Below are 26,139 nucleotides of genomic sequence, written 5' to 3'. Positions count from 1 at the left end.
GCGCGGTACATCACTTATGCAGAATTTGCACAAATCAAAATACGTTCAAAGTCACTGTGCGAGGTTAGGTTGTGCTTCGGTGTTCTTGCGTGAGGAAGGCATCATCATTGCGCTCAGTGATGCAAGCCCCATCCCACCAGCAAGGATGAAATACATCAATACAAACTCTTGTGTATGAGCATAAGTCGCTGCGATAAGCCAATACGCGATAGGTCCAGTACTAAAGCTTAATGTGTACTTAACGGCATAGATTCTTGAGCGCCATTTCACATCGGAATAACGGCCAATAAGCCAATCGTTCACTGGTATTTGCGCGTATGTACACAGCATCAAACCAACAAACACAAGAACCAATGACCATTCATGAGTAACCGTCGCTAATAGGAGGAAGAACAGTTGCCCACCAGCAATACAGGCGAGCAGCTTCTTGATATCAACGCGATCGAGCAACTCACCCACAACAAGCTGAATAAACGCAGCACAAACAAAAATCGATGTGGTTAACGTGCTTGAAAGGCTCAATGATTGGCTAAATTGTGCATCCATGATTTTAGGTAACGAGGTCGTCGTAGATTGAAAAACCAACCCACCAAAGAAGACAACCACCGCTGCGCAAGCGAACAGCACTTTGAGTTGTCGCAAAGGCATCGTTACGTCGTCACGTATATTTTTTCCATGTTCGATATCAGTAACACCTTTCGATGCATACCAGTACACAACACCAGTTAATAAACACACAAGACCTGGAACATAAAATGCAGCTTGCCAAGAGAACCATTGGCACAACCAAGCGGTTCCCATTGCAGCAAACGCCAAACCTAAGTTACCTGCTAATCCATTTACCGCGATAGCCCTGCCGGTTTTGTTTGCAGAGCTAAAAATAAGTGCGATACCGACGGGATGATAAATCGCGGCAAACAAGGCGATGGCACAAAGCCCCAATCCCATTTGCCATGGCGTTTGCGCGAGAGCGGTAAGTAACGCAGAGGTACCCATCCCGAAGTAGAAAACGATCATCATGCCCTTTCGACTCCAACGATCCGCCAGCCAACCTGCAGGCATGGACATCACACCATAAACCAGCATTGCCCCGCTCCCCACTTGGAGCAGCTCTGCGTAACTCATGTCCCATTCTTTATGCAACGTTAGTACGACAGAAGGAAAAATGAGCAAGAAATAATGATTAAGCGCATGGCCCACATTGAGGACACCTGAGTGAAAGGAACGGTTCATCTCGACTCCAAACCAAATAACGGATAGCTAATTAATGACAAGCTCAGTTTATCTGGCTAGCATTTGGCGTATAGGTTCTATCAAGACAGGTTATTGCTCAAATGAGCCAAAACATCAAAGCCATCAGTTTGGACGCCAGCATCAATCGCTTGGAGGCTGTGGTCATTCCCAAGCACTACCCCAATGGACACGTGATTGATTGGCATTGCCATGAGCACAACCAACTGGTGTACGCAAGCAGCGGTGTGATGGCAGTCGAGACAGAATCTAAGCTATGGGTCGTTCCGCCTCAAAGAGCCGTGTGGATCCCAGCGCATAAAAGCCACAAGGTCTACATGTATGGTGATGCGGCAATGAAAAACGTCTACTTGTTGCCAAGCATCGACACTGAACTGCCAAACCAGAGTGATGTTCTCAACGTGTCGCCAATGCTGCGTGAGATGCTCATTCATCTTTCTGAGCAACCGGCCGATCAAGCAAGCACAAAGGCGTATTGGCGTATTGTTCAGGTTTTGTTGGATCAGTTAAAAGTCGCGCCGCAAGCGTCCATTCAGCTCCCTCTTCCCACCAATGCCAAGCTAGGACAAGTTTGTAACTCACTGTTGGATGAGCCTGCGGATAATCGTTCATTAAAACAATGGGCAGAAGAAATTAACGTTAGTAGCCGTACTTTGAGCCGCTTGTTTCGCAACGAAGTTGGCATGTCTTTCATCGAGTATCGTCAACAAGCAAGGTTGTTCCACTCTTTGACGTTGTTGGCGCAAAACCTCCCGGTTACCACCGTTGCACTGGAGTGTGGTTTTACCAGCGTGAGTGCTTTTAATCATCTATTCAAACAAAGCTTTGGGGTGACGCCAGGTCGCTTCTTCATGAATTAATGTTGAATATTGAGAACCGATAACGCCACATTTGATCCACTCAGAGAGCAATCGAACACTCATAGCACCTGACTGACCTATCTTCTGAAGATTCTACCAAACACGCAACTTGCGTACTTACTCACTAGAAAAGCGTAAATAATCAGAAAAATCGTTTAATAATGTGCTTTTTGGGCATTCCCATTCAGACTTCAATAAATTAGACTCAAGCCAATGCCCAAGAAGTTTTAATTATTGATAAAAAAGGAATGCCAATGAGCTCAAGTATGATCCTTAATGAATCGCTGATTGTAAGTGGCCGAGATATCCCACTAAGAGAATTGTTGTATGCGAAGCGTGTACTTGATAATTACATGGCAGTGGCAAAAGAAAGTAGCCCGTTAGAACTGCTCACCGAAATGAAGTCTGCGGCAAAACAAGTAGAGTACTTCACCACCGATGATAACCCTTGCGAAGCGCGTAACGTCATCAGCAGCATGATTGATGAAATCGACAGTGCTGAGACGTTTGATGCATTTAAAACGCTGGCAGGGAAACCTTCTCAAGCACTTAACGAACTGATTGAGGATCGTGCTCAGCTGATCAAGCACGAGCGTGAATTGCTGTTGGCTTCTGGCTACGACGCGTCTCGCATCTGATCCCTAGCAATTGCCCCAACGACAAATAGTTCTAGCGAAACATCGCGCATAAAAAAGGAGCTCACTGAGCTCCTTTTCTGTTTCTAAATCTTTGAAGATCGTAATCGCTCTATGCTTTGAGGCTACAGCCCCATGTCTTCAGTGATTTCTTTAATCTGTTTCAAGTCCATCTTGTGAACTTCGATGAGCTGGTCAACTTGGCTTAGTCGTGAGTTCGCTTCATCGTGCTTGTCACACGCGTCAGATTTCACATCCCAAGACTTACCTTCTAAGAAAACGTCACACTCCTTCTTCAGCGTTTCGATTTTCGGTAACAGCGCTTGGCGTTCTTTCTCTAGTGACTCAAGCTCTTGTGAGATTTGCAGCTCTTTACGGAACACTTCACGTGAACGTTCAAACATGGTCGCTTGCATGTCTGCTTGACGGTTAAGTTTGTCGTTCTCGCTCTTGGTCGTGTTCAACGTTGCTTTCTGTTCCTTCACTTGAGACTCAAGAGACAAGTTCACCTTCTCCACTTCAGTCAGTTGCTCTTGAAGTGCTTTAACTTCCGCTTTGTGCGCTTCTTCTTTCTCTGCCAACAGTGTCGCGACTTTAGCGTCGATCTCTTTATCTAAGCCCGCTTCACGTGTTTTTACTTGAGAGACCAAGTTCGTTTTGTCTTGTGCCAGTGCTTGGTACTTTTCTTCCAGCACTTGATAGGTCGACTCCCACTTGCTTGCTGTCATTGCAGAACCAGCCAAACCACCGAACGCTAAACCTAATAAGGCCGCAATCGCGATATAAATGTGAGTACGCTTATCGCGCTCCTCAATGACAACTACTTCGTCTTGGTCTTCAATATTATTTTGAGAAGTCACCGTATCTTACTCCAAGGACTCTGCTGGTTTGCTAGCGAGTGAGTTCCGCAATCATGATTGACGCGGTATAAATTAAGAATGCGCCGATCAAGGTAATCACGGTCGCCTTTTGGACTTTTTCATTGGTACGATAACGAAATAGCACAAACGCTACTCCAATCAATACCGCTATGGCTAACAATCTGGTCATACCGTCTCCTTGTCCAATAATAAGAACTTATCCGATTCCATAGACAGTTGCGCAAGGAATCATTGTAACCTATTTCTACGTAGCTTACGGTCAACTTAGCGTAGATTTTGAAGCGATTGCTCCCGTTTTGATCAATTTTCTGTTCTAAACTGAACAACTTATCACCAGCCTAGACAACTCTCATCAAATCCTACCATTGGTCTCTCCCCTTCCATACATACCAAGAATGACCAACATAGAGAGTTATTTGTTCAATTAATCAGCAAGTCTATGAAACTAAGACAACAAAACCCGCATAATGTGTTGAAAATAAATCTTCATTTGGGTGTTGAAATGGTAACAAAACATGATAGAGTTCACACGTTAATGGTGACCAGCATCATTAACTAACCTTTACTCATTTGATTGAGTAAATGTTCCGATGAAGACTGCAGGAGAGTGGTTATTAACCAAATCTTAACATTTGGTTAGAGTAACTCGCCGAAGAATTAACTATTTCAGGTGCTACCTTGGTAGCGGGGACTGTAGTTGGAGGAACCTCTGGAGAGAACCGTTAAATCGGTCGCCGAAGGAGCAAGTCCTGCACATGTGTGCGGGGTGAAACTCTCAGGCAAAAGGACAGAGGAGTGGAAAGTAACAACCTAACTATTTGGCGTTCCCGCCTTATTTTGAATAGCATGGCTATTTGAGATCGTTGATCTCGTCCTTTCCCTCTTCTCCTTATTAGTTGTTTTATTAAGGGGAAATCATGAACGACCTACAATCTTTACTTCAAACCATTGATAACTTTGTCTGGGGTCCACCACTGCTGCTTTTGCTCGTGGGTACCGGTGTTTACTTCACTTTTAGCCTAGGCTTGATCCAATTTAAACACCTACCAACTGCGTTAGCGATGGTATTCAGTAAAGATAAGTCATCTGATAAACAGGGTGACGTTTCTAGTTTTGCAGCGCTATGTACTGCGCTGTCTGCAACCATTGGTACAGGTAACATCGTTGGTGTTGCTACCGCAATCAAACTTGGTGGCCCTGGTGCCCTATTCTGGATGTGGCTCGCTGCCCTATTCGGTATGGCAACCAAATACGCTGAGTGTCTTCTTGCGGTGAAATACCGTCGTGTTGACGACAAAGGCCAAATGATTGGTGGTCCTATGTACTACCTACAATATGGTGTTGGCTCGAAAGCGCTGGCTATCATGTTCGCGGTATTTGCATTGGGCGTTGCCTGTTTTGGTATCGGTACCTTCCCACAAGTGAATGCGATTCTTGATGCAAGCGAGATTTCTCTTGGTGTAAACCGTGAGCTGTCGGCTTTCATCCTGACACTACTAGTGGCATTCGTTACATTGGGTGGTATCAAGTCGATTGCGAGCGTAGCAGGTAAAGTGGTTCCAGCAATGGCGCTATTTTATGTGTTGGCGTGTTTGAGTGTGATCATCATGAACGCAGACCAATTGCTAAACGCAGTTGAGTTGGTGTTGGTGTCTGCATTCACTTCAACCGCAGCAACGGGTGGTTTCTTGGGTGCAAGCATTATGCTGGCCATCCAATCTGGTATCGCACGTGGTGTATTCTCAAACGAATCAGGTTTGGGTAGTGCGCCAATGGCAGCCGCAGCAGCGAAAACGGATTCTTGTGTTAAACAAGGCCTGATTTCAATGACGGGTACCTTCTTCGATACCATCATCATTTGTACCATGACAGGTCTTGCTTTGATCCTTACAGGTGCATGGCAAAGTGACCTTGCTGGTGCGGCGATGACAACACACGCATTTGCCGTTGGTTTGAACGCAGAGACATTAGGCCCAATGCTGGTGTCTATCGGTCTTATGTTCTTCGCGTTTACCACCATTCTTGGTTGGAACTACTACGGTGAGCGTTGCGTTGTGTTCCTATTCGGTACCAAAGCTGTGCTTCCATACAAACTGATTTTCGTTGGTTTGGTAGCATCTGGCGCGTTCCTTCACCTTGATATGATTTGGCTACTGGCTGATATCGTAAACGGTCTGATGGCAATTCCTAACCTGATTGGTTTGATTGCTCTGCGCCATGTGGTGTTGGAAGAAACAAAACTGTTCTTCAAGCCGTCATCTCAATCGGATGATTTTGATGCAGTGAAAGCATAATCCAAGCTAGAAACTTTAAGCCCGCTGACTCAGTGGGCTTTTTTATATACCCCTTTCTCGTTATTCTTTTCATTCTATTTAACTCTTCACTTTTTATTTTCCACTCGGCTAATAATTCCTACCAAGTTATCAAATAATTAAACTTATAATGACATGTGTAACAATATTAAATTAAATGTCAGCATCACTGTTATTTAGTAAATCCTAAACCATATTATTGCTGTGTGATTATTTTGGTTCTTTCATTGAAGCTATATCACTAAATGAAAGATTAACATGGCACAAAGTTGATGTTTTACTATGATTATGGTTTCTTCTATCAATAGGTAGCTAACTATTAAAACCATCAAAATAAAAGTGACCTAATTTTAATCTTTATTCATATAACAGAGATGAGTGGTTTCTTTCTACTCGTCTCTTTCGCTTTATAATAAAAACAAAAATAATCGTATGATCTTATATAACCCTATTAAAAACACGCTTTCTAACAGCAATAAAACGGTAAAAATTGGGTATCGTGAATCACAAATCCTCACTTTGCTTCTCGAACATTCCCCCGCAGTTGTTGAAAAGCGAGACATTGTGCAATTTGCATGGGGGAACGAATACATTGGTGAAACTTCGTTGGCGAAGAGCATCAGTGTGCTCAGGCAGACCTTTACCAAAGTGGGGATAAAAGAGTCCCCTATCGTTACTGTCCCTAAGGTCGGGTATCGTTTAGTTGAAGGCGTCTTGCTGAACGAATGCCTTGTCGCTGCGACTCCACCAGATGAAAAAGTACAACAGAAATCAGTGCAGCAGCCAACACCACCACTGCCGAACAAACATGAAACCAACTATAAAAACTTAGCGTGCTATATCGTTTCTCTGGGCATTCTATTTGCGGCCAGTCTAGTAAGTGCGAGTAAGTTTCATAGCAAATACAGTCACCCTCAACGCAACAAAGCCTTAAATGAACACACTATTGGGACACTAGAGGTATACACCGATCCCAATACGCAGTTATCAACGCACCTTGAACAGTTACTGGCTCAACATCAGTGTCATTGCGTGGTTTACATCGAGGAAAACGAGCAGTTCTCTGAGTTGTCTTGGTTGAATAAGCACACGCGAAAATCCATCAATGTGTTCTATACGGCAGGTCAGTTCGAACAAGCCTCTCAAGCGATCGGTCAGTTTATTGCGGAGGAAAGCCAATGAAGGCGTATATTGCCGTAGCCCTCTCTTGCGTGGTCTTTTTCGGCGCTTGGAAGCTACCTTGCTATCACGATACCGAAGATAAACGCTATCACCACAGTGTGGTCGATATTCTTCCTCATGAGCACACTGTTCGGATTGATGGCTTAACCCGGGTCAATCACCGCGTTATCACTCATATCGCTTCGTTACAAGACGAATCAATGTCGAACCCCATCATCCTTAGCTTTAAGGGCAAGTCACGCCCTTATTCGGATACGAGCTTGTCAGTCTCTGGCAAAATGAATCTGCTATCGGTGCAAGAAATTCGCCCTGCGTTAAATGATTCGTTTCTTTCGCCCTATCTTGTGCTAAACGATGACCCTATCTATTTTGATATCGAAGTACTGCTTCAAACTGAAACCTTCTCTCTTATCCGAGATAAACAAACTGGCCGCACTAAACTGTTGGCTAAGCGATAAACTTTTCGCTTGAAATAACCCTTTTGATATTCGCCTTGTGATGAGTGAGTTTTATTCGCTTAAAAGTCACTCATTACAAGGCTTCACTCCCTATTACTTCATTTATTTCTAATTAAGTATGAGTAAATTTAATTATTACTAATGTTTAAGTCTGTACTATTAAATTTAAAATACTTATTCATTAGATTCTGCTTATATAAATTGAGGTGTAAGTTTCGTTAAAATCGTTTAAATCATTTCCAAATTCATTCTGACAATATTTAGCCTCGTCATTGAGTAAATATTCTATTTTAATCTTTCATGAATATACCCACCTGCTATTGCTCTTATTTTCAAAAGGCAATCGATTTCATTAGTTGAAAATGACAGATGCAATAATACAACTCACTGATTCGTTACAGTAATAATATTTCAACTATTTTCAGTACTATCAATCCTATCAGCATGGAACAGTAAACCTGTCCTCGAGATCGGGGCACATAAAACAAATAAAAATACAGCCATGAGGGAACGTTCATGCGAAACATCAACATTAGTTTATTGTCCGCCGCCATCCTGTCTACATTCGCAAGTGGTGTAAATGCAAAGATATATCCAGACCAAATCGTCTTCGACCAGTTAGGTGAAGATGTCTGCCGAGCAGGTTATCGTCCACTTGACCGATATGAAGCTGAAGAGCAAAAAAGTGCCCTACTTGCTCGTATGGGTCAATGGCAGATCACGGGCCTCAAAGGCGATTGGGTGATCATGGGACCGGGTTATCATGGATTAATTAAACGTGATACTCCGAATGGCAAAACCTTCTGTTACCCGGACGAAGCACAATCAGAAATCCCGAACTATCCAGCTCGTGCGATTCCTGAAGGCGATGAAATTGATGTTCAATATGAGTTAGTCACCGACCGCTCTGCCTTTGTTCGCCCATTAAGTTATCTTGCGCATAATCTTGGTTACGCATGGGTTGGCGGCAACAATAGCCAATACGTGGGTGAAGACATGAAAGTTGACCGCGTGGGCGATCGCTGGGTGATTCAAGGTAACAACAGTGGCTCTTGCAGTGGTTACCGTTGTGGTGAAAAAACCAAAATCACCGTCGACAACTTTACCTACACACTAAACGACAAAAACTTCTGGCATGGTGATGTAGTTGAATCGGATCGCGAGCTTGTTAAAACCATCACGGCCATGGCGAGAAACTACAGTAACACGCCGCAGCAAATCGTAGTGGATTTGAAACTGGACGAGTCCACCAACTGGTCAAAGACCAACAGCTACGGCTTTGCCCAGCAAGTGAAGACAGAAAACGAGTTCAAATGGCCATTGGTTGGTAATACCAAGCTGAGTATTACGCTTGAAGCAAACCAAAGCTTCTCAAACTCAAACGGCGCATCCACCAGCGAGCAAGTCACGCTGCAAGCTCGCCCAATGGTGCCTGCGAACTCTGAGCTACCAGTGCGTGTTGAGTTGTACCGCTCTACCATCTCTTACCCATATCGATTCAATGCCGACGTTAGCTATGACGTGAACTTCTACGGATTCCTTCGCTGGAGTGGCAACGCATGGCACACGCACCCAGACAATCGTCCATACCGAAGCCACACCTTTACCATGGGACGTGGTAGCGACAAATCGGCGGATATTCGTTACCAATGGGATCACCGCTATATTCCGGGTGAAGTGAAATGGTGGGACTGGAGTTGGGCAATCAAAGAAGCAGGATTGAGTAGCATGCAATACGCCACTGGCGCGAGCTTACGACCTTTCTATTCCTACGTATCCGGTGATTTTTATGCAGAGTCTCAATACGCAGGCACCATTGAAATTGGCCAAGCGAGTCCACTTGGAATCAGCACTCGCTCAGCGAACGATTTACCGCAAGGTAACACTCAGCGCGTGGGCGACGTGGAAGTTACCACCAACTTTGATGCTGATGAGCTAAGCGCACTTGGGTTTGAAGGTGCAGAGATGACCGTTCAGGCAGCAAACTAACCCTCAATAATAATTACAACGAATCACCAACAATTTGCCCGTGACTCCCCATCGCGGGCTTTTTTACTTATTCCAGAACACTCTTTGCTTTGAACACTGATGAAATAAGGGAAAGCGAACTTCAGAATAAGCATTAGCAAGGAATGATTTTATGGGATGCCAACCAATTAAGTTAACAATTTGTACATAATGCCCTGATTTAGTAATTTGGGGAAAACAGTTTGCTGCCGCTTGTAAAACAACGCCAAACCAGTATCGCTTACTCAAAAGCGAAAAAGATCATCGTCTTAAATCTCAAAGGTGGTGTGGGAAAGTCGACTTTCTCTGCCAGTTTGGCCAGCAAACTCATCGGAAATGGACATACGGTAGAATTGATAGATTTCGATAAACAGCAATCTACCAATCGCTGGGCCGATGGCATTGATGAACTACCGAATCAGAGCTACAACCCTTCCCTTCGCAGTTTGTCTAATATTGCTGTCACGCTTAAGGTCAGCAACGCGACGGATTACGTGGTGATCGACTCTCCGGCAAACTTCTCAGAGAGCGACTTAGTGCGTTACCTTAGATACGTTGATTACATAGTCATACCAATGCAACCATCACCTATTGATTTGCATGCCTCGTTGCCATTCATCAACACGCTGATCGAGAAACACATCTTTAAGTCTCGCCAAATCAAAATTGGTTTTGTCATCAACCGTTGCGTTCATCAAGACGAAAGGCTCGATCGCGTTATGCGTCTTTTGCGCTTCTTCCGCCAGTTCAAAACACTAGGCATCATGAGCGAGTCCGAAGTGTATCAACAACCTTTCATGGACAAAGAGTTGGTTGACGCAAGGAACGTTGACCCAATCCTGTGGGATAACGTGATTAAGTGGTTAGAGTAACAAGCTTCATCACTATCTAGCACTCAACCTCCAGACAAATAAAAAGAGACAAGCATCGGTACTTGTCTCTTTTTGTTCTATTCAAAGTTTCACCAGAAACTTAATCTCGTAGCCATTGGTGCTCTTCACCATCACCTTGCTTGTTAAAAAAAGAAGAGTGTTGTTGCTTGAACTGGTCCGCTTTTATCTCTGAAATCGGCCATTGACTGAAGTCTTCACGAATGAAGTCATCCTCAATACCAAACTCTAAGCTTCTTAGCTTGCTGCCAACAAAGCGGTAAATGTAGCTCTCTCCCGAATCTTCACAAAGCATTGGGACATGAGACATAGGCTGACCATTTACCGAAACAGATACCCACTTGCTGCTCTCAGGTTCACACGCTTCTTGGTTAACCACATCAATCTCGAATTTGTTGTCTAATGTGGTTCCAACAAATACTGCGGTTGACTCTTTTAAGTAAACGCGGCGTAACAACAGCTGTTTCGTATCTTGCGTGCGCGTGGCTTGGATGCCATTGGAAAACGGCTCAAAGTAAGCCCAGTGCCAATCCCACCTCATTCCTTTTTCGGCGAAGTTCAACTGGGGAACCGTCTTCCATGCGACGATCCCGAGCAAGACGACGATAAATAGAACTAAAGCGATGACAATTCGAATAAGAACACGCATTAGGCTGGCTTTTCTACAAGTAGTTTAATACCAAGCGCCACAAGCACGGCACCTGTTGCTCCTTCCATCCACTTCATAAAGCTCGCGTTTTTCAGTAGCGTTTTTGCTGAGTTCAAAGCGCCAGCCAAACCACATTGCCACACCATCGCAATAATGAAGTGGATTGAAGCCATCAGCATTGATTGCAGCAACGGAGAACCTTCTGGGTTAACAAACTGAGGCAAGAAAGCGAGATAAAACACGGCGGTCTTTGGGTTCAATACATTAGAAAGAAAACCTTCGCGGAATGAGCGTTTGCCACTGTAAGCTTGATGCGCTTGTTCAGAAACCGCTATGCCCCCATTTGTCTTCATCAGTGCACGTAGGCTGCTCAAACCAAGCCAAATTAGGTAAGCGGCGCCCACCATTTTCACCATTTGGAACAGTTCCGCAGATTGAGCAAGAACGGCAGAAATACCCACAGCAGAAAACAGCGCATGAACAAATAGTCCGAAACAGATCCCCAAGCTGGTTGTGCAACCATCTTTAAGACCCGCGCGGCTTGTATTGCGAATCACCAATGCGGTGTCCAATCCCGGCGTGAGCGTCAAAATCGTAATGGCAATAAGAAATGCCTCAAAATTTAAAATATCCATATTCTTTTAATAAGTTGTTGTGTATCACCCATCAATACCGTCAATCCGCTTGATTCGCAAGCAACTTTTGCGGTGTGCTATACAAGTGACTGAATTTGTGCACAATAGACCTGCATTATTTGTTAATAAATAGTAAATTAGACACACTTCTCTATCGGCATTGTCTTGATGCTGCCTTTTTCTCTGCATCGGTGTCGAGAGATATGAACGTACGTTCAAGGACCCCATTTGGGGCGTTTAAGGAAAGAACATAACAAAAGAGTAGCCACATGAGCGCATTTCAAAAACTCGTCGAACATTCAAAAAAAGTCTCTAACTTTGGTCACCTATCTGCAATCGTAGGGTGGGATCAAGCTGCCGTCATGCCAGCAGGGGGGGCGGAAGCTCGCTCTAACGCGATGGCTGAACTAGAGGTGCATATGCACTCTCTTATGACTCAACCTCATTTAGGTGATCTGTTTGCACAAGCAGAAGAAGAGTCATTATCAACGCAAGATCAAGCCGTACTGCGTGAAATGAAACGCGATTGGCAACAAGCAAACCTGCTGCCTGAATCTTTGGTGCAAGCACAGTCATTAGCAGGCTCTAAATGTGAGCATGCTTGGCGTACCCAACGTGGCAATGACGATTGGGCCGGCTTCGAAAAGAACTGGGCTGAAGTGGTTAAGCTTTCTCAAGAAGAAGCGCAAATTCGCGCAGAAGCGACTGGCACGTCACCTTACGATGCAATGCTAGAACTGTACGAACCAGGTACTACTTCAGCGTCTCTAGACGTGCTATTTGCGGACGTGAAAACCTGGTTACCATCAATGATTGATGGAGCCATCGAAAAGCAAAAAGCCAACAACATCCTGCTTCCGAACGGTCATTACCCTGCTGAAAAACAAAAAGCACTAGGGTTGGAAGTCATGAAGCTACTGCAATTCGACTTTGAACATGGTCGCCTGGATGAGAGTGTTCACCCATTCTGCGGCGGTGTACCAACAGATGTTCGCATTACCACCCGTTACGATGAAAAAGAGTTCGTGCAATCATTGATGGGCATCGTGCATGAAACAGGTCACGCGCGTTATGAGCAAGGTCTTCCAAAATCGTTAGCAGGCACAATGGCTGGCCAAGCTCGTTCAATGGGCATCCATGAGTCTCAATCTCTGTTTTTCGAGATGCAAGTGGGTCGCAGCCAAGCATTTGTTGAGCACCTTGCTCGACTAGCTTCTAACCATTTTGAAGGCCCTGAGTTTGCTCAAGACAACTTGTCGAAAATCTACACACACGTAGAAAAAGGCTTCATCCGCGTTGACGCTGACGAACTGACATATCCTGCTCACGTTATCCTACGTTACGAGATTGAACGCGACCTAATGAACGGCGTAATCAAGCACACTGACGTTCCAGAGTTATGGAATGAGAAGATGAAGGCTTACTTAGGTCTATCAACAGAAGGCAACTTTAAGAACGGATGTATGCAGGATATCCACTGGACAGATGGCGCCTTTGGTTACTTCCCATCATACACGCTTGGCGCGATGTACGCGGCGCAGTTTATGGCAGCGATGCAGAAAACCGTGGACGTAGATGGCGCGATTCGCTCTGGCGATCTGTCACCAATCTTTACTTGGTTGTCAGACAACATCTGGAGCAAAGGCAGCTTGTTCTCGACCGATGATTTGGTGACTCAAGCAACAGGTGAAGTGTTAAACGCGAAGCACTTTAAAGCACATCTAGAAAGCCGATACTTGAAATAGCGTGCGGTTAATAGCTCGAGTAAATGACTAGAGCTAATCAACCAAACGAAAAAAAGGGAGCCTAGGCTCCCTGATGGTAGGGTAAACCAGTTTTTATTATTCAACAGTAGTCACTGTCAACTTGTTCACAGACCAAGTGCTTCCAGTGGCGTCGTGCATACTATCGCCTAGACGAACGATAAAGTTAGTATTCAAACGACCAGAGTCAGGCCAGTTGTAAACAAAGTACTCGCCGTAGTGCAACTTGAAATCAGTCATATCTTCGAACTTCTCGTAAAAAATCCCTTCCTTATCTTCGTCTACAGTCCAGATAGCTTTTTTACCAGTCTCAGGGTCAGCTTCAACTGCCATAGCAAACTTGCGAAGCGTCGACTTGTTACCTACTTGTGACACTAGGTAAATGTTGGCGTACGCATCACCTTCGCCATTCAAGACATCAACTCCGGTAACGTCGATATCAATAATGTATTGATTAAGAGTCTTTGTGCCGTCAAACAGTGGGCTGTACGCATCAGGATACACGTACGCTTCCTTGTTATCACCTTTAAGAGTCACAGCACCGGTATTCGCATGAATACCGACAATCTTAGCACCAGTAATCTTGGAGTTGTCTACAATAGGCTCAGACGGAGGAGTTGGAACTATTGGGTTGAAGACAGGATCCTTAATGATAATACTGCCGTCTTCCCCAATGGTAATCTCGCCCATATCAAACCACTGAGCCCCCTCCACAGGAATGGTATCTTCATACACTCCACCATTGACAGCACTCATTAGGAGAACGTCAGCCGCACCAATAGTGTAACCATAGTAGTAAGGGTCAGTCACTTCTTCCGCTTTGCGACCCGTACCTTCTATCTTAAATGTTACCAGACCAAAGTTGTTGTTGTTGATGGTAGAGTTAAGGCCGTCAATATCTTCTGTTACTTCAGCAGTCACGAAGCCGTAATCTCGGTTGTACGCTTCGAGAACGATGGAATTCTGAGTTCGGTCTAGCTCAGTCATTGCATACGCTGTGTAGTATTTGTAAGAGCCTTCGTTGGTGTGCTCACCCACCCATACAAGCTCAACTTTAGCACCGCCGTATACGTCAAATTCAAACACGTCTCCAGAGTTAATGTTACCAATTTTATCAGCTGGGATAGTGAAGTCTCTACCATAACCATCTACAGAGTCAGTGACGCGTACTTCATAACCATCCACTCGTAGGAAGTGACTATAACCGTTTGCATCGATTTGACGTATTACAACTTCACCATTAGGAGTTGGTGGAAATTCAGCCTGAGCACCAACGATGTCATCAATAACTACATCAGTCGATAGAGTGATTGTGCGCGCTGCGACTTCAGAAGCAGAGTCATCAGAGTCACAACCAATAAGTACTAAAGTACCGAATAGAACGAGAGAGATTTTCGATAATTTCATGATTACACACCTTGAGTTTAAGATTGACACTAATCGTTTATCGTTATCCATAACGGTATAATGAAAGAATTATAGCTTTTGATTTCAAGATGTAAAGAATTTTATCGAATTTAAAAACGGTATAAAATTATTATCAATCGATTCGTTTACTTTTGGGGGAGTTTAGCTGCTCATAAGCTATTGATATGACGTTTTTTATCTAAACTGTGGGTGAGTGGAAAATTGTTAGTCTTATTGTGGTTAGAGGAGCAACCAATACAAAATGATGCATCAAACACCGTTCAATTTGTAATGAACTGATCCACGTTATACTGAAACAGGTTAATAAAAGTGCCCAACCAATTAATGTTTGTTGGGCATTTAACTCTACTCCTTCATTCCTTTCTTGATTGCAATTTCAATCATGCTGAAGCCCATAAGTTTGTAAAGTAACTCCTTCCCTTCCTTACCCAAACTCCCATCAACCGCATTTATTAGACCCATCAATCCTTTGTAGGCCAAGTTCCCTACTTTTTCGCTGGCAGCGATGTGACCCACCAACAAGGTTAGGATGTTGCAGAAACCTGAGTCATTTAACGCATCAATCCAACTCTTTTCAAAATCTTCTAACGATTCCATGTTCAATTTAGCAAAAAAGTATGGAGCAACTCTGCCAGTCAACGCAGTATGTAAGGTATCTGCCTTGTGGTACGTTTGTAGTGTGCTTTGGCGAATACCGGTTCTAATTGAAACGTTATACATGTTGATGGCATCGAACCCTTCTTCCAAAAATAAGTTGAAAACCTCTGTGTTTATCAATTCACGTTTTGCTTCCATCTCCGCTTTACTAATTCTTGGCATTTATTATTCTCCACAGCCTCTAACTTCATTAATTGTAATCGTTTATCGTTTTGTTTTACACAATAAAAAGATATGGGAAGTCACTCAAATAAGATTCAATGATTCGCTCCGACGACCTATCGTCGATCTTTACTTGGTTATCAGACAACATCTGGAGCAAAGGCAGCTTGTTCTCGACCGATGATTTGGTGACGCAGGCTACAGGTGAAGTGTTAAACGCGAAACACTTTAAAGCACATCTAGAAAGCCGATACTTGGGTAAATAACGTTCGGCAAGTCATCACACAAAAAAAGGCTGGTTTAATACCAGCCTTTTTGTTTGCGCTAGAGTCTACTCAAAACGCTCAGAAACTTATCATTAAGCTAGATTACGTTTCACCGTACTCTTCATATTTTGCATGAAGTTTCTGAAGTGCGGCATGAAATCAACGAATAACGGATGCTTGCGATCTTTCATCATCACAGGACCAAGCAGACGAAGGGCAACACCAACGCGTGTCGCATCTGCAGGTTCTAATCCGCTGCCTTGGCCGATCTTATCTACGATGTTCAACATGTCTTCGCGATCTTGGACTTCAAAGCTCAGGCTTTTTGCTTCACGGCCTTCTTCTACGTTTACTTCTTCGATAGTAATGCGGTAGTGGTTGTCTTTTCTCATCTCATTTCTCCAATCAATATTCACTCGCTTTTTAGAAAGCGTTCAATCTTCGGTTTGATGGTCATGGATGTAATGGTCATCAACACCATTGCTACAGGTAACGCAGCGAAAAGTCCTTTTAACCAAGCAGCTCCAAATAAGGATACGTCCTCAAACCCTATGTTGTTAGCGGCGGTGATAAATGCCATGACGGATTCCATAATCAGTGCCATAAAGACACCAACCACAAGGTTCTTCTGCTTTTCACTGGCGCGGCTAAATAGTTTGCCAACCAGTTTGGTCATTAGCGTCATCATCACCATACCCGTTGGCATAAGGACGACAATCGCCATCAAGAATGAGCGCAACCAATCGCTGAAGAAAGAATCGGAATAGCCTACGTTCATGTAAGTCATTACGCCTGTCAGTGTCCCTCCCATGAGTGTCATCATCCCTAATACAACAGCAATTTTATGAATCAGTGGCGTCTTCGCCGGTTGTGTCAGTTCATTCGACATGGTCAAGGATTCTGTCATTCAATTCTCGCTCTTGAAGTTACTCTCAATTAAGTTGATAATGTCAACTATAGCTATTTAGTTGACAATGTCAACCACTTTTATTTGGAGTGTTACATGTCGAATCCAAAATCGCTGGATAATCTGTTCCATCTTGTGCACGTCTTAAAGCGTCAATTGCACGAGCATATTGAACAACTAGAACTCCCTATCGCGCCTATGCATGTACGGGTGATAAAAATCATTAGCAAACAGTCACCATGTACGGCAATGGATGTGGTGAACTTCTTAAACCGAGATAAAGCACAAGTCACACGCTTAATTAAGACATTGATTGAAGAAGGCTTTATTGAGAAGAGACCGAATCCAGAAGATAAACGCAGCCAGTGTTTGTTGACCACCGAGAAAGGCAATGAAGTGTTGTCGAAGATCAAAGCCGTCGATGCTGAGATCTTTCAAAAGATGACGTTAAACGTGTCTGAGGAAGAGCTAGAAGCGTTCCAACTTGTCGCTGGGAAACTGGCAGAAAACCTGTCGAAAAAGCCAAGCTAAAAAACGGTAATCATTTTTGAAATCGGTTCAGCCATTATGGATTACTGGCTGAACTGATGTATAGAAAGTGCTAGCAAACTACTTCTTCTAGCGCGTGATAAACGAGCTTCCCATCAACCGTTTTGCTTTCCATTAAAGCGATAGAATAAATCGGAAGTGGTAAAGGTGATATCTCAACAGCATCAAGTGGTGCTTGTTTATCGACGTGGCGAGCAAGTGTGATGTGAGGAACATAGTCACGTGACTCCGTCACAAAGCCATGCTGTTCTAATGCCTCTATGAGTTCGTTTTGCAGTGTTGTAACCGCTAAATTATCTTTAATCCCCAACCAAGCCAGTTGCCTGCCACTTTGGCGAAATGAACCTAGGTGATCGACCGTAACCTGCTCACAACGGCAGCTAAGTTGATGAAGAATATCAATAAGACGCTGCGTTTGTTCTTCTGTCGATTCACCGATAAAAGCCAACGTAATATGAAAATTATCGACGCAAGTATAGCGCCCTTCTATCTCATGGTGTTGAAGCCTATCTTGGATCTGCTTGAGCTGTGATTTACTGCCTTTATCAAACGTGAGGGCGAAAAATAATCTCATCTAAACGCTCCTACAACCACTCTAAACCTTGATAAGGTTGATGCTTTATGCTCTCTAATCGCGAGTACAAATCACCACTGTGGATTTCTAATTTGTGCCCATCAGGATCGAGAAGATACAACGAATCCCCTTCACTCTTGTTCTCTTTCCACTGAGCAATATCGAACTTAATAAGCTTGTGAGAAAAGTCCGTGAAGTCTTGCTGTGAGATAGAAAAAGCGATGTGGGAGTAATCAGTCTTCTCGTCTGGCTTATCGACGGATAAACAAAGCCATAGATCACCCAAAGAAAGATACGCGCCTTGTTTCCACTTCACGTGTCCCTTAAAACCGAGCGCGTTGATATAGAAATCGAGCGAGCGTTCTAAATCACTCACCGCTATCGTAATGTGGTTCAATCCTGTCAGCATGGTTCATCCTTGGTCATCAAACGTCGCTATTGTGGCAAACAACCAAGCAGAAATGAATCGACAGATAAAATAAAGCCCAGAACAAATGTCTGGGCTCGTAGGTTACATCGCAGGTACAAGTTGGGGTTTATACAAACAACATTCCCCATCCGGACGAGTTTTAAAGCGACGATGCAGCCACATGTACTGCCCAGGGCATGCCATGATCGACTTCTCGACAATCTTATTTACAAACGCTGCCGCTTGGTCTGGATCGTTTTTTGGAAAGCCTTCAACTGGCGCGCTAATAGTTAAAGTGTATTGCCCATTGCTTTCACGAACCATAGTAAATGGCACAATGGCACAATCCGTAGCATCCACCAGCAAGCTGGTTCCCGTTGTTGTACAGGCACGCTTTACCGCAAACAAAGGCGCAAACGTCGATCGACGTGTACCATAGTCGTGATCAGGTGCGTACCAAACACGCTGGCCTGTTTTCAGTGCTTCCAACATGCCCTTTACATTTTTACGATCAATCAAAGTACGATTCGAGCGAGAACGTCCTTTGTATTGGAAGTAGTCAAAACATGGGTTGTTGTTTGGGCGGTAAACACCAGAACCCGACTTTTGGATCCCAAATGCTCGCGCACCAAGTTCTAGATTCATGGAATGCACTGCTAACATCAGAACACCTTTGCCTTGTTGTTCTAACGCTTCGATATGTTCCATTCCTTCGATGTTGACGTGCTTGCTGACACGTTTATCTGACCAAAACCACGCCATCGCGGTTTCAAACAGTGCGATACCCGCGTTGTCGATGTTTTCTTTTATTATCGCCTCACGCTCTTGGTCGCTCATGTCTGGAAAACACAGCTCTAAATTACGTTTTATCGTGACTTGTCGTTTTTTCATTAATCGCATCGCAATGCGACCAATTCCGCTTCCGAGCGCGAGTTGTACACGAAATGGAAGGAGGCTAAGAAGGTACATGATACTAATTATGATCAATGTGCCCCAGTAGCGAGGTGCCAAAAATTCTGCCTTGAATTTTGGTGCTTTGTGCTTATTCATGAGTGTGTCATCAGACGAATTCGTCTATAAAAATCCTTAAAACAACGATAAATACGAAAAGTTATTATCATTGACTGTGCTTATTAAAAACTAAAGCGCGCGGAGTGTAGGCCTCTTTGACACGCTACACAATAAGAACTTTCGGAGATTGCGGGCGACTTTATCAAATCTAAGAAAAATGCCGTGATTTTCGTCGAATTGCCATAAAAATGCGGCTTACTGCACTGACGACAAGCGGTAGTTCCGCCGCAGCGAGTAGTTGCGTTTCGAGAAATGAATTTTGAAAGAGTGAGCGTCCCGAGAGTGTCTCTCTCGTCTATCGCCCAATAAAAGGAAAAAGGGAGCGAAAAGGCTCCCTTGTTGAGTCAGTTTTTAAGTACGCTTTGTTCCAATAAACCACTTTCCACCAGATCAGTAAGAATGACTTTAGTTTTTTCTCTGAACAGATCACGCAGTAATCTTACGGTTGGCGTAATTGATTGTCGGCTCGGACAAATCAGCCACAGTTCCGTTGGTGTTGGTTTGTATTCACTCATGACATTCACTACGTTGCCTTTTAGCAAATCTTGCGACATATCTAAACACGATTTGATAGCCAAGCCCTTTCCAGAGACACACCAACGTCGGACTAAATCGCCATCATTGGAAGCTCGATTGCCTTTGAGTTTGACCTTGTGTTCACTATCACCGTCACTGAATCCCCAAACATCCTGCAACGTATCGTGGAGTTGATACAACAAACCATTATGTTCGATTAAGTCTTGTGGGTGCTTAGGCGTTCCATGTTCCGCAAGATATTCTGGTGTTGCGCATAATAACCTTGGCACATTGCAGATTTTAAACCCATACATGCTGGAATCTGTCGGTGCACCGTAACGCAGTGCCATATCGACAGAGTCTCGATAGAAGTCCACGTTGCTATCACTGATGTTGCTTCTCAGCGTCACCTGCGGATAACTGTCCATAAACTCATCGAGCCAAGGAGTAACTAAGTTTCGTCCTAAATCGGAAGAAAGCGCGATTCGCACTTCCCCATCAATAATGTCGAGATCTTCACGCATGTTCTGTTTCGCGTGTTCTAACAGTTCGAGTGCTTTCTCACACTGAGGAAGATAACGCTCACCCGCACTGGATAAACGCAAATGGCGCGTGGTTCGCACAAACAACTCAGCCCCTAAAGAAGCTTCGACTCTTTTTACCGCCGCGCTGGCCGTGGCGGTTCTCATATCTAATGCGGTCGCGGCTCCTGTAATGCTACGAAACTCAGCGACTTTGAGCACTACTTGAAGATCTTCAAGCAACATATTATCTAATCCTATTTGATAATCTCTTGATGATTATAAAGCTTTAGAGAAGATAAGCATGTTTGAAATCTCACATTCAAATAACGACAAAGGGAGCACTTGGCTTCCCTGTCATTAAATTCTTAGGATGTTATTTCTCAATGGCATGCGCAAATTCATTCGCAAAGTCATCGAAGTTGCGTGCTGGCTTACCAGTCACTCGCTCAACGGTGTCCGTCACTTCTGTGTAAGCCCCCGTTCCGAACCAAGCCATGATTTCAGCCAACGCATTGGCGAACCATTCATCCATTCCTGCTTCTTTCATCGCTGCGGCGGCGTCTTGTTCAGAAACAGCCACATATTCGATTTGCTTGCCTGACGCTTGAGAGATCACTTCGGCTTGCTGTGCAAAAGTCAGTGCCTCAGGGCCAGAAAGCAAATACGTTTGGCCATCGTGACCTTCTCCAATAAGCGATTCAACAATCACTGCCGCCACATCGCGAATATCCACCACGCTTTGTTTTGCATCACCAAGCGGTAAGAAGAATTTACCCATTGCATTGATGGTCGCTAAGCTACCAAAGAGGTTCTGGAAAAAAGAGTTAGGCTGAATAATGGTCCAAGCCAAGCCCGATGCTTTGACTAAATCATCGGTCACTACGTGGGTACGAATGATTTCTGAATCCGCATCGCTCTTAGCCCCCATGCCCGATAGCTTAACAACATGTTCAACATTCGCTGCTTTTGCCGCTGCGATGACGTTCTTCACCCAAAGCTTGTTGTCTTGATGAATCGGCATAGAAACGTAAATACGTTTTACACCCTGCATCGCTTTTTCCATCGCAGCAACGTCGGTAAAGTCACCCTCACGAACTTGTTCTGGCTGAAGATTCATGGTTGCTGTTGAGTTGGCACTTCTTACCATGACACCAAAATCTGCGCCTGTTTGTTGTAGTTGACGAACCACTTCTGAGCCTGTGTTACCTGTTGCGCCTAAAACTAGAATGTCCATGATGTTCTCCTACCGAGATTGAGCGTATGTTCTGTATTTGCAGCATGCCGCTGCGGTATGGAGTAACTTTAGTTAATCCCGTAAAAATTGACTAGATAGCTAATCTGGGCTTCACTATCCCATATTCGGGATGAAGAAAAATAGAGTTAACATGAAAGAGATATCAGCCTTGCCTTTATTTGCGCGCGTCATTGAGCTCAATAGCTTTGCTGAAGCGGCAAGGCAACTCAATGTGCCGACAACAACCGTGAGTAGGAAGATTCAGCAGTTGGAAGCTGAGCTTGGCGGCAAGTTGATTAATCGCTCCACTCGCTCATTGTCGCTTACTGAACTCGGCCAACAAGTCTTGCCCAAAGCACAGTTAATCGCAGATACGGTCAGCGAGCTTTATCATGAAGCGGAAGATGCCGCGAGCAAGCCGATTGGCACACTCAATATCACTGCACCTCGTGCACTCAGTCAGAACCTACTCGCCTCCCTATTTGCGGAGTTTCAAGCACGCTATCCCACGATTAAGATCAACCTTGCTTCGTCTAATCGATATCAGGATATGACGAAACAGAGTTTGGACTTCGCCTTTCGTTTAGGCCCATTGAGCGATTCTTCTTTGGTGGCGATTTCGCTCTCTCCCGTGAAGTATGTTTTGGCCATTTCAAACGCTCTGGCTAACGCTCTACCCAAGTTCGAACACCCGCGTCAATTGAATGCAGCGCCGTGCATCCGCAATCACGTGGAGGGCTACTTTTTACCTTGGCGGTTTAGCTTGAAAGATGAAGTGGTCGAAGTGACCGAAGCTGGCAGTGTCACAACCGATGATTTCTTTGTTAGCAAACAACTTTGCTTAGACGGTGCAGGCGTTTGTTATCTGCCAAAGTCTATGCTCTACAAAGAATTGCAAACCCAAGAGCTCACGGTGATTTTGGATGATTGGGTCCCCCAAGATAAAACCATGCTCTTGGTATATCAGGACAGAAAACACTTACCGCAGAAGTCGCAATTGTTTATCGATTTTATAAGAGAGAAAAAGTCTTATATCGAAGCGTTTTTATCCGGTCAAAACTGACGATGACGTCGCACTCTAATCGTTTGTTTTTCAACACATGCGGGTGTAAAGTCTCGCCATAATAGCTATGAGACATTCTCTTTAATTGGAACAAGTATGAACTTCGACACCTTGTTGGCGTTTGGCGGCATCGTTTTCTTTCTGGCTGTGATACCCGGCCCTAACGCTTTGCTGATTTTGTTTACAGCCCTGACGCAAAGCCGCCGCTTCGCGATAGCCAATATCCTTGGCGTGGCGCTAGGCTTTCTGATCCATGCGTTTGTATCGGCGAAAGGTTTGAGCCTGCTGCTTTCTCAGTCCGCGTTAGCATTTAATATTTTAAAGTGGATGGGTGTCGCTTACTTGGTATGGCTGGGAATCAATAACTTGAAAAGTGGCCTTAAGCTGGCAGACCAAAAGCTAAAGCTCGACCGCAAGATAGAAGAGCAGACGCTAAAACAAGCCTTTGCGAAAGGATTACTGACCAATCTGCTGAACCCAAAAATCGTATTGTTTTACCTATCGATCTTCCCTCAGTTTGTGCAACCCGAACACATTCTTGAACAAAGCATGATGTTGGGTGCGCTACAGGCAAGCATCGTCGCGAGTTGGTTTTTGTTTGTGATCTTCTTTGCCACCAAAGTGAAAGCACTGCTCACTTCTTCCAAAACCAGTAAGTGGTTGAACTACTTGAGTGGTGGGCTGTTTATCTTCTTTGGCATTGGGTTAGCTAACACCCGTTTTTAGCCCCCAATGACAGACACAAAAAACACGCTCTAGGGCGTGTTTTTTAATACTGTTCTGTTAGCCAAAAACTGCGGCCAATACTAAGATCCCGACAAATAGCACCGCCACCAATCCCAGCAGATAAGAGAGTTTTCCGGTGCCGCCTTTTGGCGCTTGATTGCAACATCCCATGGTTTTCTCCACTTTCTAAATCACTCTAACCGCCCTCAATCTAGACCTTCCCCCAAGGTTAGAGTCAAACAATGGCGTATTTCGACCAAATTTCTAGGATTCTGGTAATAAATAATTCGCTATAAACACATTTCTTAATATGCATTTTTTAACGCAATCTTGCGTTTTTTGACCAGAGCAAACGTTTAAATTGATTACGATTAAACCACTGAGATTTCGGTTCATTTTTGAGTAAATACATACCATTTTTGGCTATATACCGGCAGATTCGTGCAGCCCTACAATACGCCCGTCTTACTTGTAGCACGCGGGTTCTCCGTCCGAGACACGTGGCTCAATAATTAAAGGTATCGAATGAGCAATATCGCCAAATCCGCCGTCAAACTCAGTGTCTTTTCTGTCATCATGATTACGGTTACTTCCGTCGACAGCATAAGGAACATTCCGGGTGCCGCCTTATTTGGTAGTCACGCCATCTCTTTCTTCTTACTGGCAGGTCTTTGCTTCTTCGTCCCTACGGCATTAGTGTGTGCAGAATTGAGTACCACCTACCCGCAACAAGGCGGTGTGTATTTGTGGGGTAAAGAGACGTTAGGTCCAAACTTTGGCTTTGCGACCGTGTGGTATCAGTATGCTGAGAACATCGTGTACTACCCACCTCTCATCTCGTTTATCGTCGCAACCGGTGCGTATCCTTTCTTCCCTGAACTAGCCCAGAACAACATCTTTATGTTGATCATGATTAACGTGATTTTCTGGGCGCTGACTTTGGTGAATATCTTCGGTCTGCGTTTGTCTTCGCTCATTACGAATGTGTTCGGTACGCTTGGGCTTATCTTCCCTATCCTGCTGATCATCGGCTTAGGCGGTTACTGGGCGTACACCAATCCAAGTGAATCGCATATTTCACTTCGTCATGCATCTGACTGGTTACCTGATTTCTCACAAGATGGCATTGGTGCCGGCTTTACCGCGGTTGTGCTTTCTCTAACAGGGCTTGAGATCACCACCTCTTACGCGAGTGAAGTCGATAACCCGCAAAAGACTTATCCAAAGGCACTTATTGCTTCAACTGTGTTGATTCTGGTTTCTCTAACCGCGTGTTCACTTTCCATCTCTTCCGTAGTATCGAGCGATCATTCAAGCCTAAGCGAAGGGGTTATTCTGGCGTTCAAGGCGTTCTTCGATGATTTGAACATGTCGTTCATGCTGCCAGTTATCGCGCTCGCGATTGTGTTTGGTAGCTTAGCGAGTCTGAATAACTGGATCATTGCACCAACTAAGAGCTTACATGTCGCTGCGAAAGACCATTTCATGCCGCTGACATTATCAAAAGAAAACAAGAACCAAGCACCAGTTCCACTTCTGTTGCTGCAAGGTGCGATTGTAAGTGTGCTTTCTTTGGTGTTCATCTTGGTGCCTAACGTGAACCAAGGCATGTGGCTGTTGAATATTCTGATGACTCAACTCTACATGGTGATGTACATCTGTATCTTTGTCAGCTTCTTGGTCTCACGCCGTAAACACGCCGATATTGAACGCCCGTTCCGCGTACCTGGTGGCAAGTTCGGTATGATGCTAGTGGCGACGCTAGGCTTGGTTAGCTGTCTGGTGACCATCTTCGTTTCATTCGATGTGCCAGCAGGTATCAGCGCTCAAACAGGCGCATCTGCTTTGATTCTTGGCTTTATCGCCTTTAGTTTGCCAGCGATTGGTGCCGTAATGTACCGAAATCGTAAGCGTCGCCGAGAAGGCCAATTGATTGAGGCGATGGCGAATTAATCGCATCCATGTTTCTTTACATAGCCAAAGAGTGTTTCTTCAGATAGCAAAAAGCCGCGAACTATTCGCGGCTTTTTGTTGGTAAATCTATGGATTAGTGACCGACGGTCTTAGACAGCAAGTTCACAATCATAACGCCAGTAAGAATGAAACCAATACCAACGAGAGCAGCAAGGTCGAGTTTTTGTCCGTACAGGAAGTAACCGACAGCAGCCACAAGTACAATCCCCGCCCCGCTCCAGATCGCATATACAATACCAACTGGCATGCTTTTTACGGTCACAGACAGTAGGAAAAAAGCGATACCATAACCGATGATAACCACGGTGCTCGGCATCAACTTAGTAAACTGTTCTGTCTTTGGAATAGAAGAAGTCGCAATCACCTCACACACGATAGCAATAGACAGCGCAACCAGTGGAGGCATAGAAACAAGCATTTTGAACATAAGGCAAACAACGCTCAATTAACCTTAACTCGATGACATATCGAATCTCTGAGCGGCGCATTATAATCAAAATCCGTCAGTACGCTATAAAAAGTGATGCAACTCACATTTACACCAGCGTAATAATCG

The 26,139-nt window shown here is 44.5% G+C and carries 27 protein-coding genes, 1 pseudogene and 1 riboswitch; of the genes and pseudogenes, 13 read left to right on the top strand and 15 right to left on the bottom strand.

Translation table 11 applies throughout. The annotated features are described in order from the left end of the window. Positions 1–51 precede the first annotated feature (51 nt). Positions 52–1,233 carry an MFS transporter gene (locus tag A9237_RS16020; protein WP_078608627.1) on the bottom strand — a complete coding sequence of 394 codons (1,182 nt, stop codon included), beginning with the start codon at positions 1,231–1,233 and terminating at the stop codon, positions 52–54. A 101-nt stretch (positions 1,234–1,334) separates the two neighbouring features. Here A9237_RS16020 and A9237_RS16015 point away from each other — a divergent pair, with 101 nt between their 5' ends. Together A9237_RS16015 and A9237_RS16010 are read left to right on the top strand one after the other, a co-directional pair. Next, the gene (locus tag A9237_RS16015) at positions 1,335–2,111 is read left to right on the top strand and encodes an AraC family transcriptional regulator (protein ID WP_078608626.1); all 777 of its coding nucleotides are present in this window, start codon (positions 1,335–1,337) and stop codon (positions 2,109–2,111) included. A 254-nt stretch (positions 2,112–2,365) separates the two neighbouring features. Continuing rightward, positions 2,366–2,749, top strand: coding sequence for a hypothetical protein (locus tag A9237_RS16010; protein ID WP_078608625.1), 384 nt, complete (start codon positions 2,366–2,368; stop codon positions 2,747–2,749). 122 nt (positions 2,750–2,871) lie between these two features. Here A9237_RS16010 and A9237_RS16005 read toward each other — a convergent pair whose 3' ends face one another. Continuing rightward, positions 2,872–3,606 (bottom strand): chromosome partitioning protein ParA, encoded by a 735-nt coding sequence (locus A9237_RS16005; RefSeq protein ID WP_078608624.1) that lies wholly within the window; start codon positions 3,604–3,606, stop codon positions 2,872–2,874. A 31-nt stretch (positions 3,607–3,637) separates the two neighbouring features. Then, positions 3,638–3,796 (bottom strand): hypothetical protein, encoded by a 159-nt coding sequence (locus A9237_RS27170; RefSeq protein ID WP_005434065.1) that lies wholly within the window; start codon positions 3,794–3,796, stop codon positions 3,638–3,640. Positions 3,797–4,326: 530 nt separating this feature from the next. Beyond that, positions 4,327–4,428: riboswitch (glycine riboswitch) on the top strand. Between the two features lie 116 nt (positions 4,429–4,544). On the opposite strand from A9237_RS27170, the gene A9237_RS16000 reads away from it, so the two are divergent. The 5 genes from A9237_RS16000 (at position 4,545) to A9237_RS15980 (ending at position 10,458) form a co-directional block, all read left to right on the top strand. Further along, entirely contained in the window at positions 4,545–5,921 is a 1,377-nt protein-coding gene (locus tag A9237_RS16000; protein WP_005446084.1) for an alanine/glycine:cation symporter family protein, read from the top strand. Between the two features lie 450 nt (positions 5,922–6,371). Beyond that, positions 6,372–7,121, top strand: coding sequence for a winged helix-turn-helix domain-containing protein (locus tag A9237_RS15995; RefSeq protein ID WP_078608743.1), 750 nt, complete (start codon positions 6,372–6,374; stop codon positions 7,119–7,121). Further along, entirely contained in the window at positions 7,118–7,579 is a 462-nt protein-coding gene (locus A9237_RS15990) for a hypothetical protein (protein ID WP_005443522.1), read from the top strand. Before A9237_RS15995 ends, A9237_RS15990 begins: the two co-directional genes overlap by 4 nt. 516 nt (positions 7,580–8,095) lie before the next feature. After that, positions 8,096–9,568: an aerolysin family beta-barrel pore-forming toxin gene (locus A9237_RS15985; RefSeq protein WP_078608623.1), complete on the top strand. Its 1,473-nt coding sequence runs from the start codon at positions 8,096–8,098 to the stop codon at positions 9,566–9,568. A 221-nt stretch (positions 9,569–9,789) separates the two neighbouring features. After that, a complete protein-coding gene (locus A9237_RS15980; RefSeq protein WP_054823518.1) occupies positions 9,790–10,458 on the top strand; it encodes a ParA family protein in 669 nt (222 codons plus the stop codon). Between the two features lie 100 nt (positions 10,459–10,558). Here the strand turns inward: A9237_RS15980 and A9237_RS15975 are convergent, their stop codons facing one another. Further along, positions 10,559–11,125 carry a threonine transporter RhtB gene (locus A9237_RS15975; RefSeq protein ID WP_078608622.1) on the bottom strand — a complete coding sequence of 189 codons (567 nt, stop codon included), beginning with the start codon at positions 11,123–11,125 and terminating at the stop codon, positions 10,559–10,561. Then, positions 11,125–11,760 (bottom strand): LysE family translocator, encoded by a 636-nt coding sequence (locus A9237_RS15970; RefSeq protein WP_045481827.1) that lies wholly within the window; start codon positions 11,758–11,760, stop codon positions 11,125–11,127. The genes A9237_RS15975 and A9237_RS15970 overlap by 1 nt, the downstream gene beginning before the upstream one ends. A 269-nt stretch (positions 11,761–12,029) precedes the next feature. Here A9237_RS15970 and A9237_RS15965 point away from each other — a divergent pair, with 269 nt between their 5' ends. Beyond that, positions 12,030–13,505 (top strand): carboxypeptidase M32, encoded by a 1,476-nt coding sequence (locus tag A9237_RS15965; protein ID WP_078608621.1) that lies wholly within the window; start codon positions 12,030–12,032, stop codon positions 13,503–13,505. Positions 13,506–13,601: 96 nt separating this feature from the next. On the opposite strand, the gene A9237_RS15960 is transcribed toward A9237_RS15965, so the two are convergent. Together A9237_RS15960 and A9237_RS15955 are read right to left on the bottom strand one after the other, a co-directional pair. Then, a complete protein-coding gene (locus A9237_RS15960) occupies positions 13,602–14,930 on the bottom strand; it encodes a hypothetical protein (protein ID WP_078608620.1) in 1,329 nt (442 codons plus the stop codon). A 366-nt stretch (positions 14,931–15,296) separates the two neighbouring features. Further along, on the bottom strand, positions 15,297–15,770 hold the full coding sequence (locus A9237_RS15955; RefSeq protein ID WP_078608619.1) for a hypothetical protein: 474 nt from the start codon (positions 15,768–15,770) through the stop codon (positions 15,297–15,299). Positions 15,771–15,862: 92 nt separating this feature from the next. Between A9237_RS15955 and A9237_RS15950 the strand changes: the two are divergent. Then, positions 15,863–16,036, top strand: a pseudogene (locus A9237_RS15950) (carboxypeptidase M32); the annotation flags it as partial. Between the two features lie 92 nt (positions 16,037–16,128). Here the strand turns inward: A9237_RS15950 and A9237_RS15945 are convergent. Beyond that, on the bottom strand, positions 16,129–16,428 hold the full coding sequence (locus A9237_RS15945) for a DUF3861 domain-containing protein (RefSeq protein ID WP_039989264.1): 300 nt from the start codon (positions 16,426–16,428) through the stop codon (positions 16,129–16,131). Positions 16,429–16,448: 20 nt separating this feature from the next. Beyond that, the gene (locus tag A9237_RS15940) at positions 16,449–16,943 is read right to left on the bottom strand and encodes a DUF2798 domain-containing protein (protein ID WP_078608618.1); all 495 of its coding nucleotides are present in this window, start codon (positions 16,941–16,943) and stop codon (positions 16,449–16,451) included. Between the two features lie 96 nt (positions 16,944–17,039). On the opposite strand from A9237_RS15940, the gene A9237_RS15935 reads away from it, so the two are divergent. Continuing rightward, positions 17,040–17,474, top strand: a complete 435-nt coding sequence (locus A9237_RS15935; protein ID WP_078608617.1) for a MarR family winged helix-turn-helix transcriptional regulator — start codon at positions 17,040–17,042, stop codon at positions 17,472–17,474. A 70-nt stretch (positions 17,475–17,544) separates the two neighbouring features. Here the strand turns inward: A9237_RS15935 and thpR are convergent, their stop codons facing one another. The 5 genes from thpR to A9237_RS15910 all read right to left on the bottom strand — a co-directional run bounded on the left by thpR (position 17,545) and on the right by A9237_RS15910 (position 21,820). Then, on the bottom strand, positions 17,545–18,066 hold the full coding sequence (thpR, locus tag A9237_RS15930) for an RNA 2',3'-cyclic phosphodiesterase (protein ID WP_078608616.1): 522 nt from the start codon (positions 18,064–18,066) through the stop codon (positions 17,545–17,547). Positions 18,067–18,076: 10 nt separating this feature from the next. After that, positions 18,077–18,475, bottom strand: a complete 399-nt coding sequence (gene fos, locus A9237_RS15925) for a fosfomycin resistance glutathione transferase (RefSeq protein WP_078608615.1) — start codon at positions 18,473–18,475, stop codon at positions 18,077–18,079. A gap of 102 nt (positions 18,476–18,577) precedes the next feature. Further along, on the bottom strand, positions 18,578–19,525 hold the full coding sequence (locus A9237_RS15920; RefSeq protein ID WP_078608614.1) for an LpxL/LpxP family Kdo(2)-lipid IV(A) lauroyl/palmitoleoyl acyltransferase: 948 nt from the start codon (positions 19,523–19,525) through the stop codon (positions 18,578–18,580). Positions 19,526–19,890: 365 nt separating this feature from the next. Beyond that, positions 19,891–20,829: a LysR family transcriptional regulator gene (locus A9237_RS15915; RefSeq protein ID WP_020197648.1), complete on the bottom strand. Its 939-nt coding sequence runs from the start codon at positions 20,827–20,829 to the stop codon at positions 19,891–19,893. A 130-nt stretch (positions 20,830–20,959) separates the two neighbouring features. After that, positions 20,960–21,820: an SDR family oxidoreductase gene (locus A9237_RS15910; RefSeq protein ID WP_078608613.1), complete on the bottom strand. Its 861-nt coding sequence runs from the start codon at positions 21,818–21,820 to the stop codon at positions 20,960–20,962. A gap of 151 nt (positions 21,821–21,971) precedes the next feature. On the opposite strand from A9237_RS15910, the gene A9237_RS15905 reads away from it, so the two are divergent. From A9237_RS15905 to A9237_RS15895, 3 genes are all read left to right on the top strand, one after another. Further along, positions 21,972–22,883, top strand: a complete 912-nt coding sequence (locus tag A9237_RS15905) for a LysR family transcriptional regulator (RefSeq protein WP_078608612.1) — start codon at positions 21,972–21,974, stop codon at positions 22,881–22,883. Positions 22,884–22,979: 96 nt separating this feature from the next. Continuing rightward, the gene (locus A9237_RS15900; RefSeq protein ID WP_078608611.1) at positions 22,980–23,609 is read left to right on the top strand and encodes a LysE family translocator; all 630 of its coding nucleotides are present in this window, start codon (positions 22,980–22,982) and stop codon (positions 23,607–23,609) included. Between the two features lie 525 nt (positions 23,610–24,134). Then, entirely contained in the window at positions 24,135–25,562 is a 1,428-nt protein-coding gene (locus A9237_RS15895; protein WP_078608610.1) for an APC family permease, read from the top strand. A 94-nt stretch (positions 25,563–25,656) separates the two neighbouring features. Here A9237_RS15895 and A9237_RS15890 read toward each other — a convergent pair whose 3' ends face one another. Next, entirely contained in the window at positions 25,657–25,989 is a 333-nt protein-coding gene (locus A9237_RS15890; protein WP_005442747.1) for a DMT family transporter, read from the bottom strand. Positions 25,990–26,139 lie beyond the last annotated feature (150 nt).

Source organism: Vibrio owensii (assembly GCF_002021755.1).
GTDB lineage: Bacteria > Pseudomonadota > Gammaproteobacteria > Enterobacterales > Vibrionaceae > Vibrio > Vibrio owensii.
Note: the sequence above shows the minus strand (reverse complement) of the source record. Positions and strands in the feature narration are given on the sequence as shown.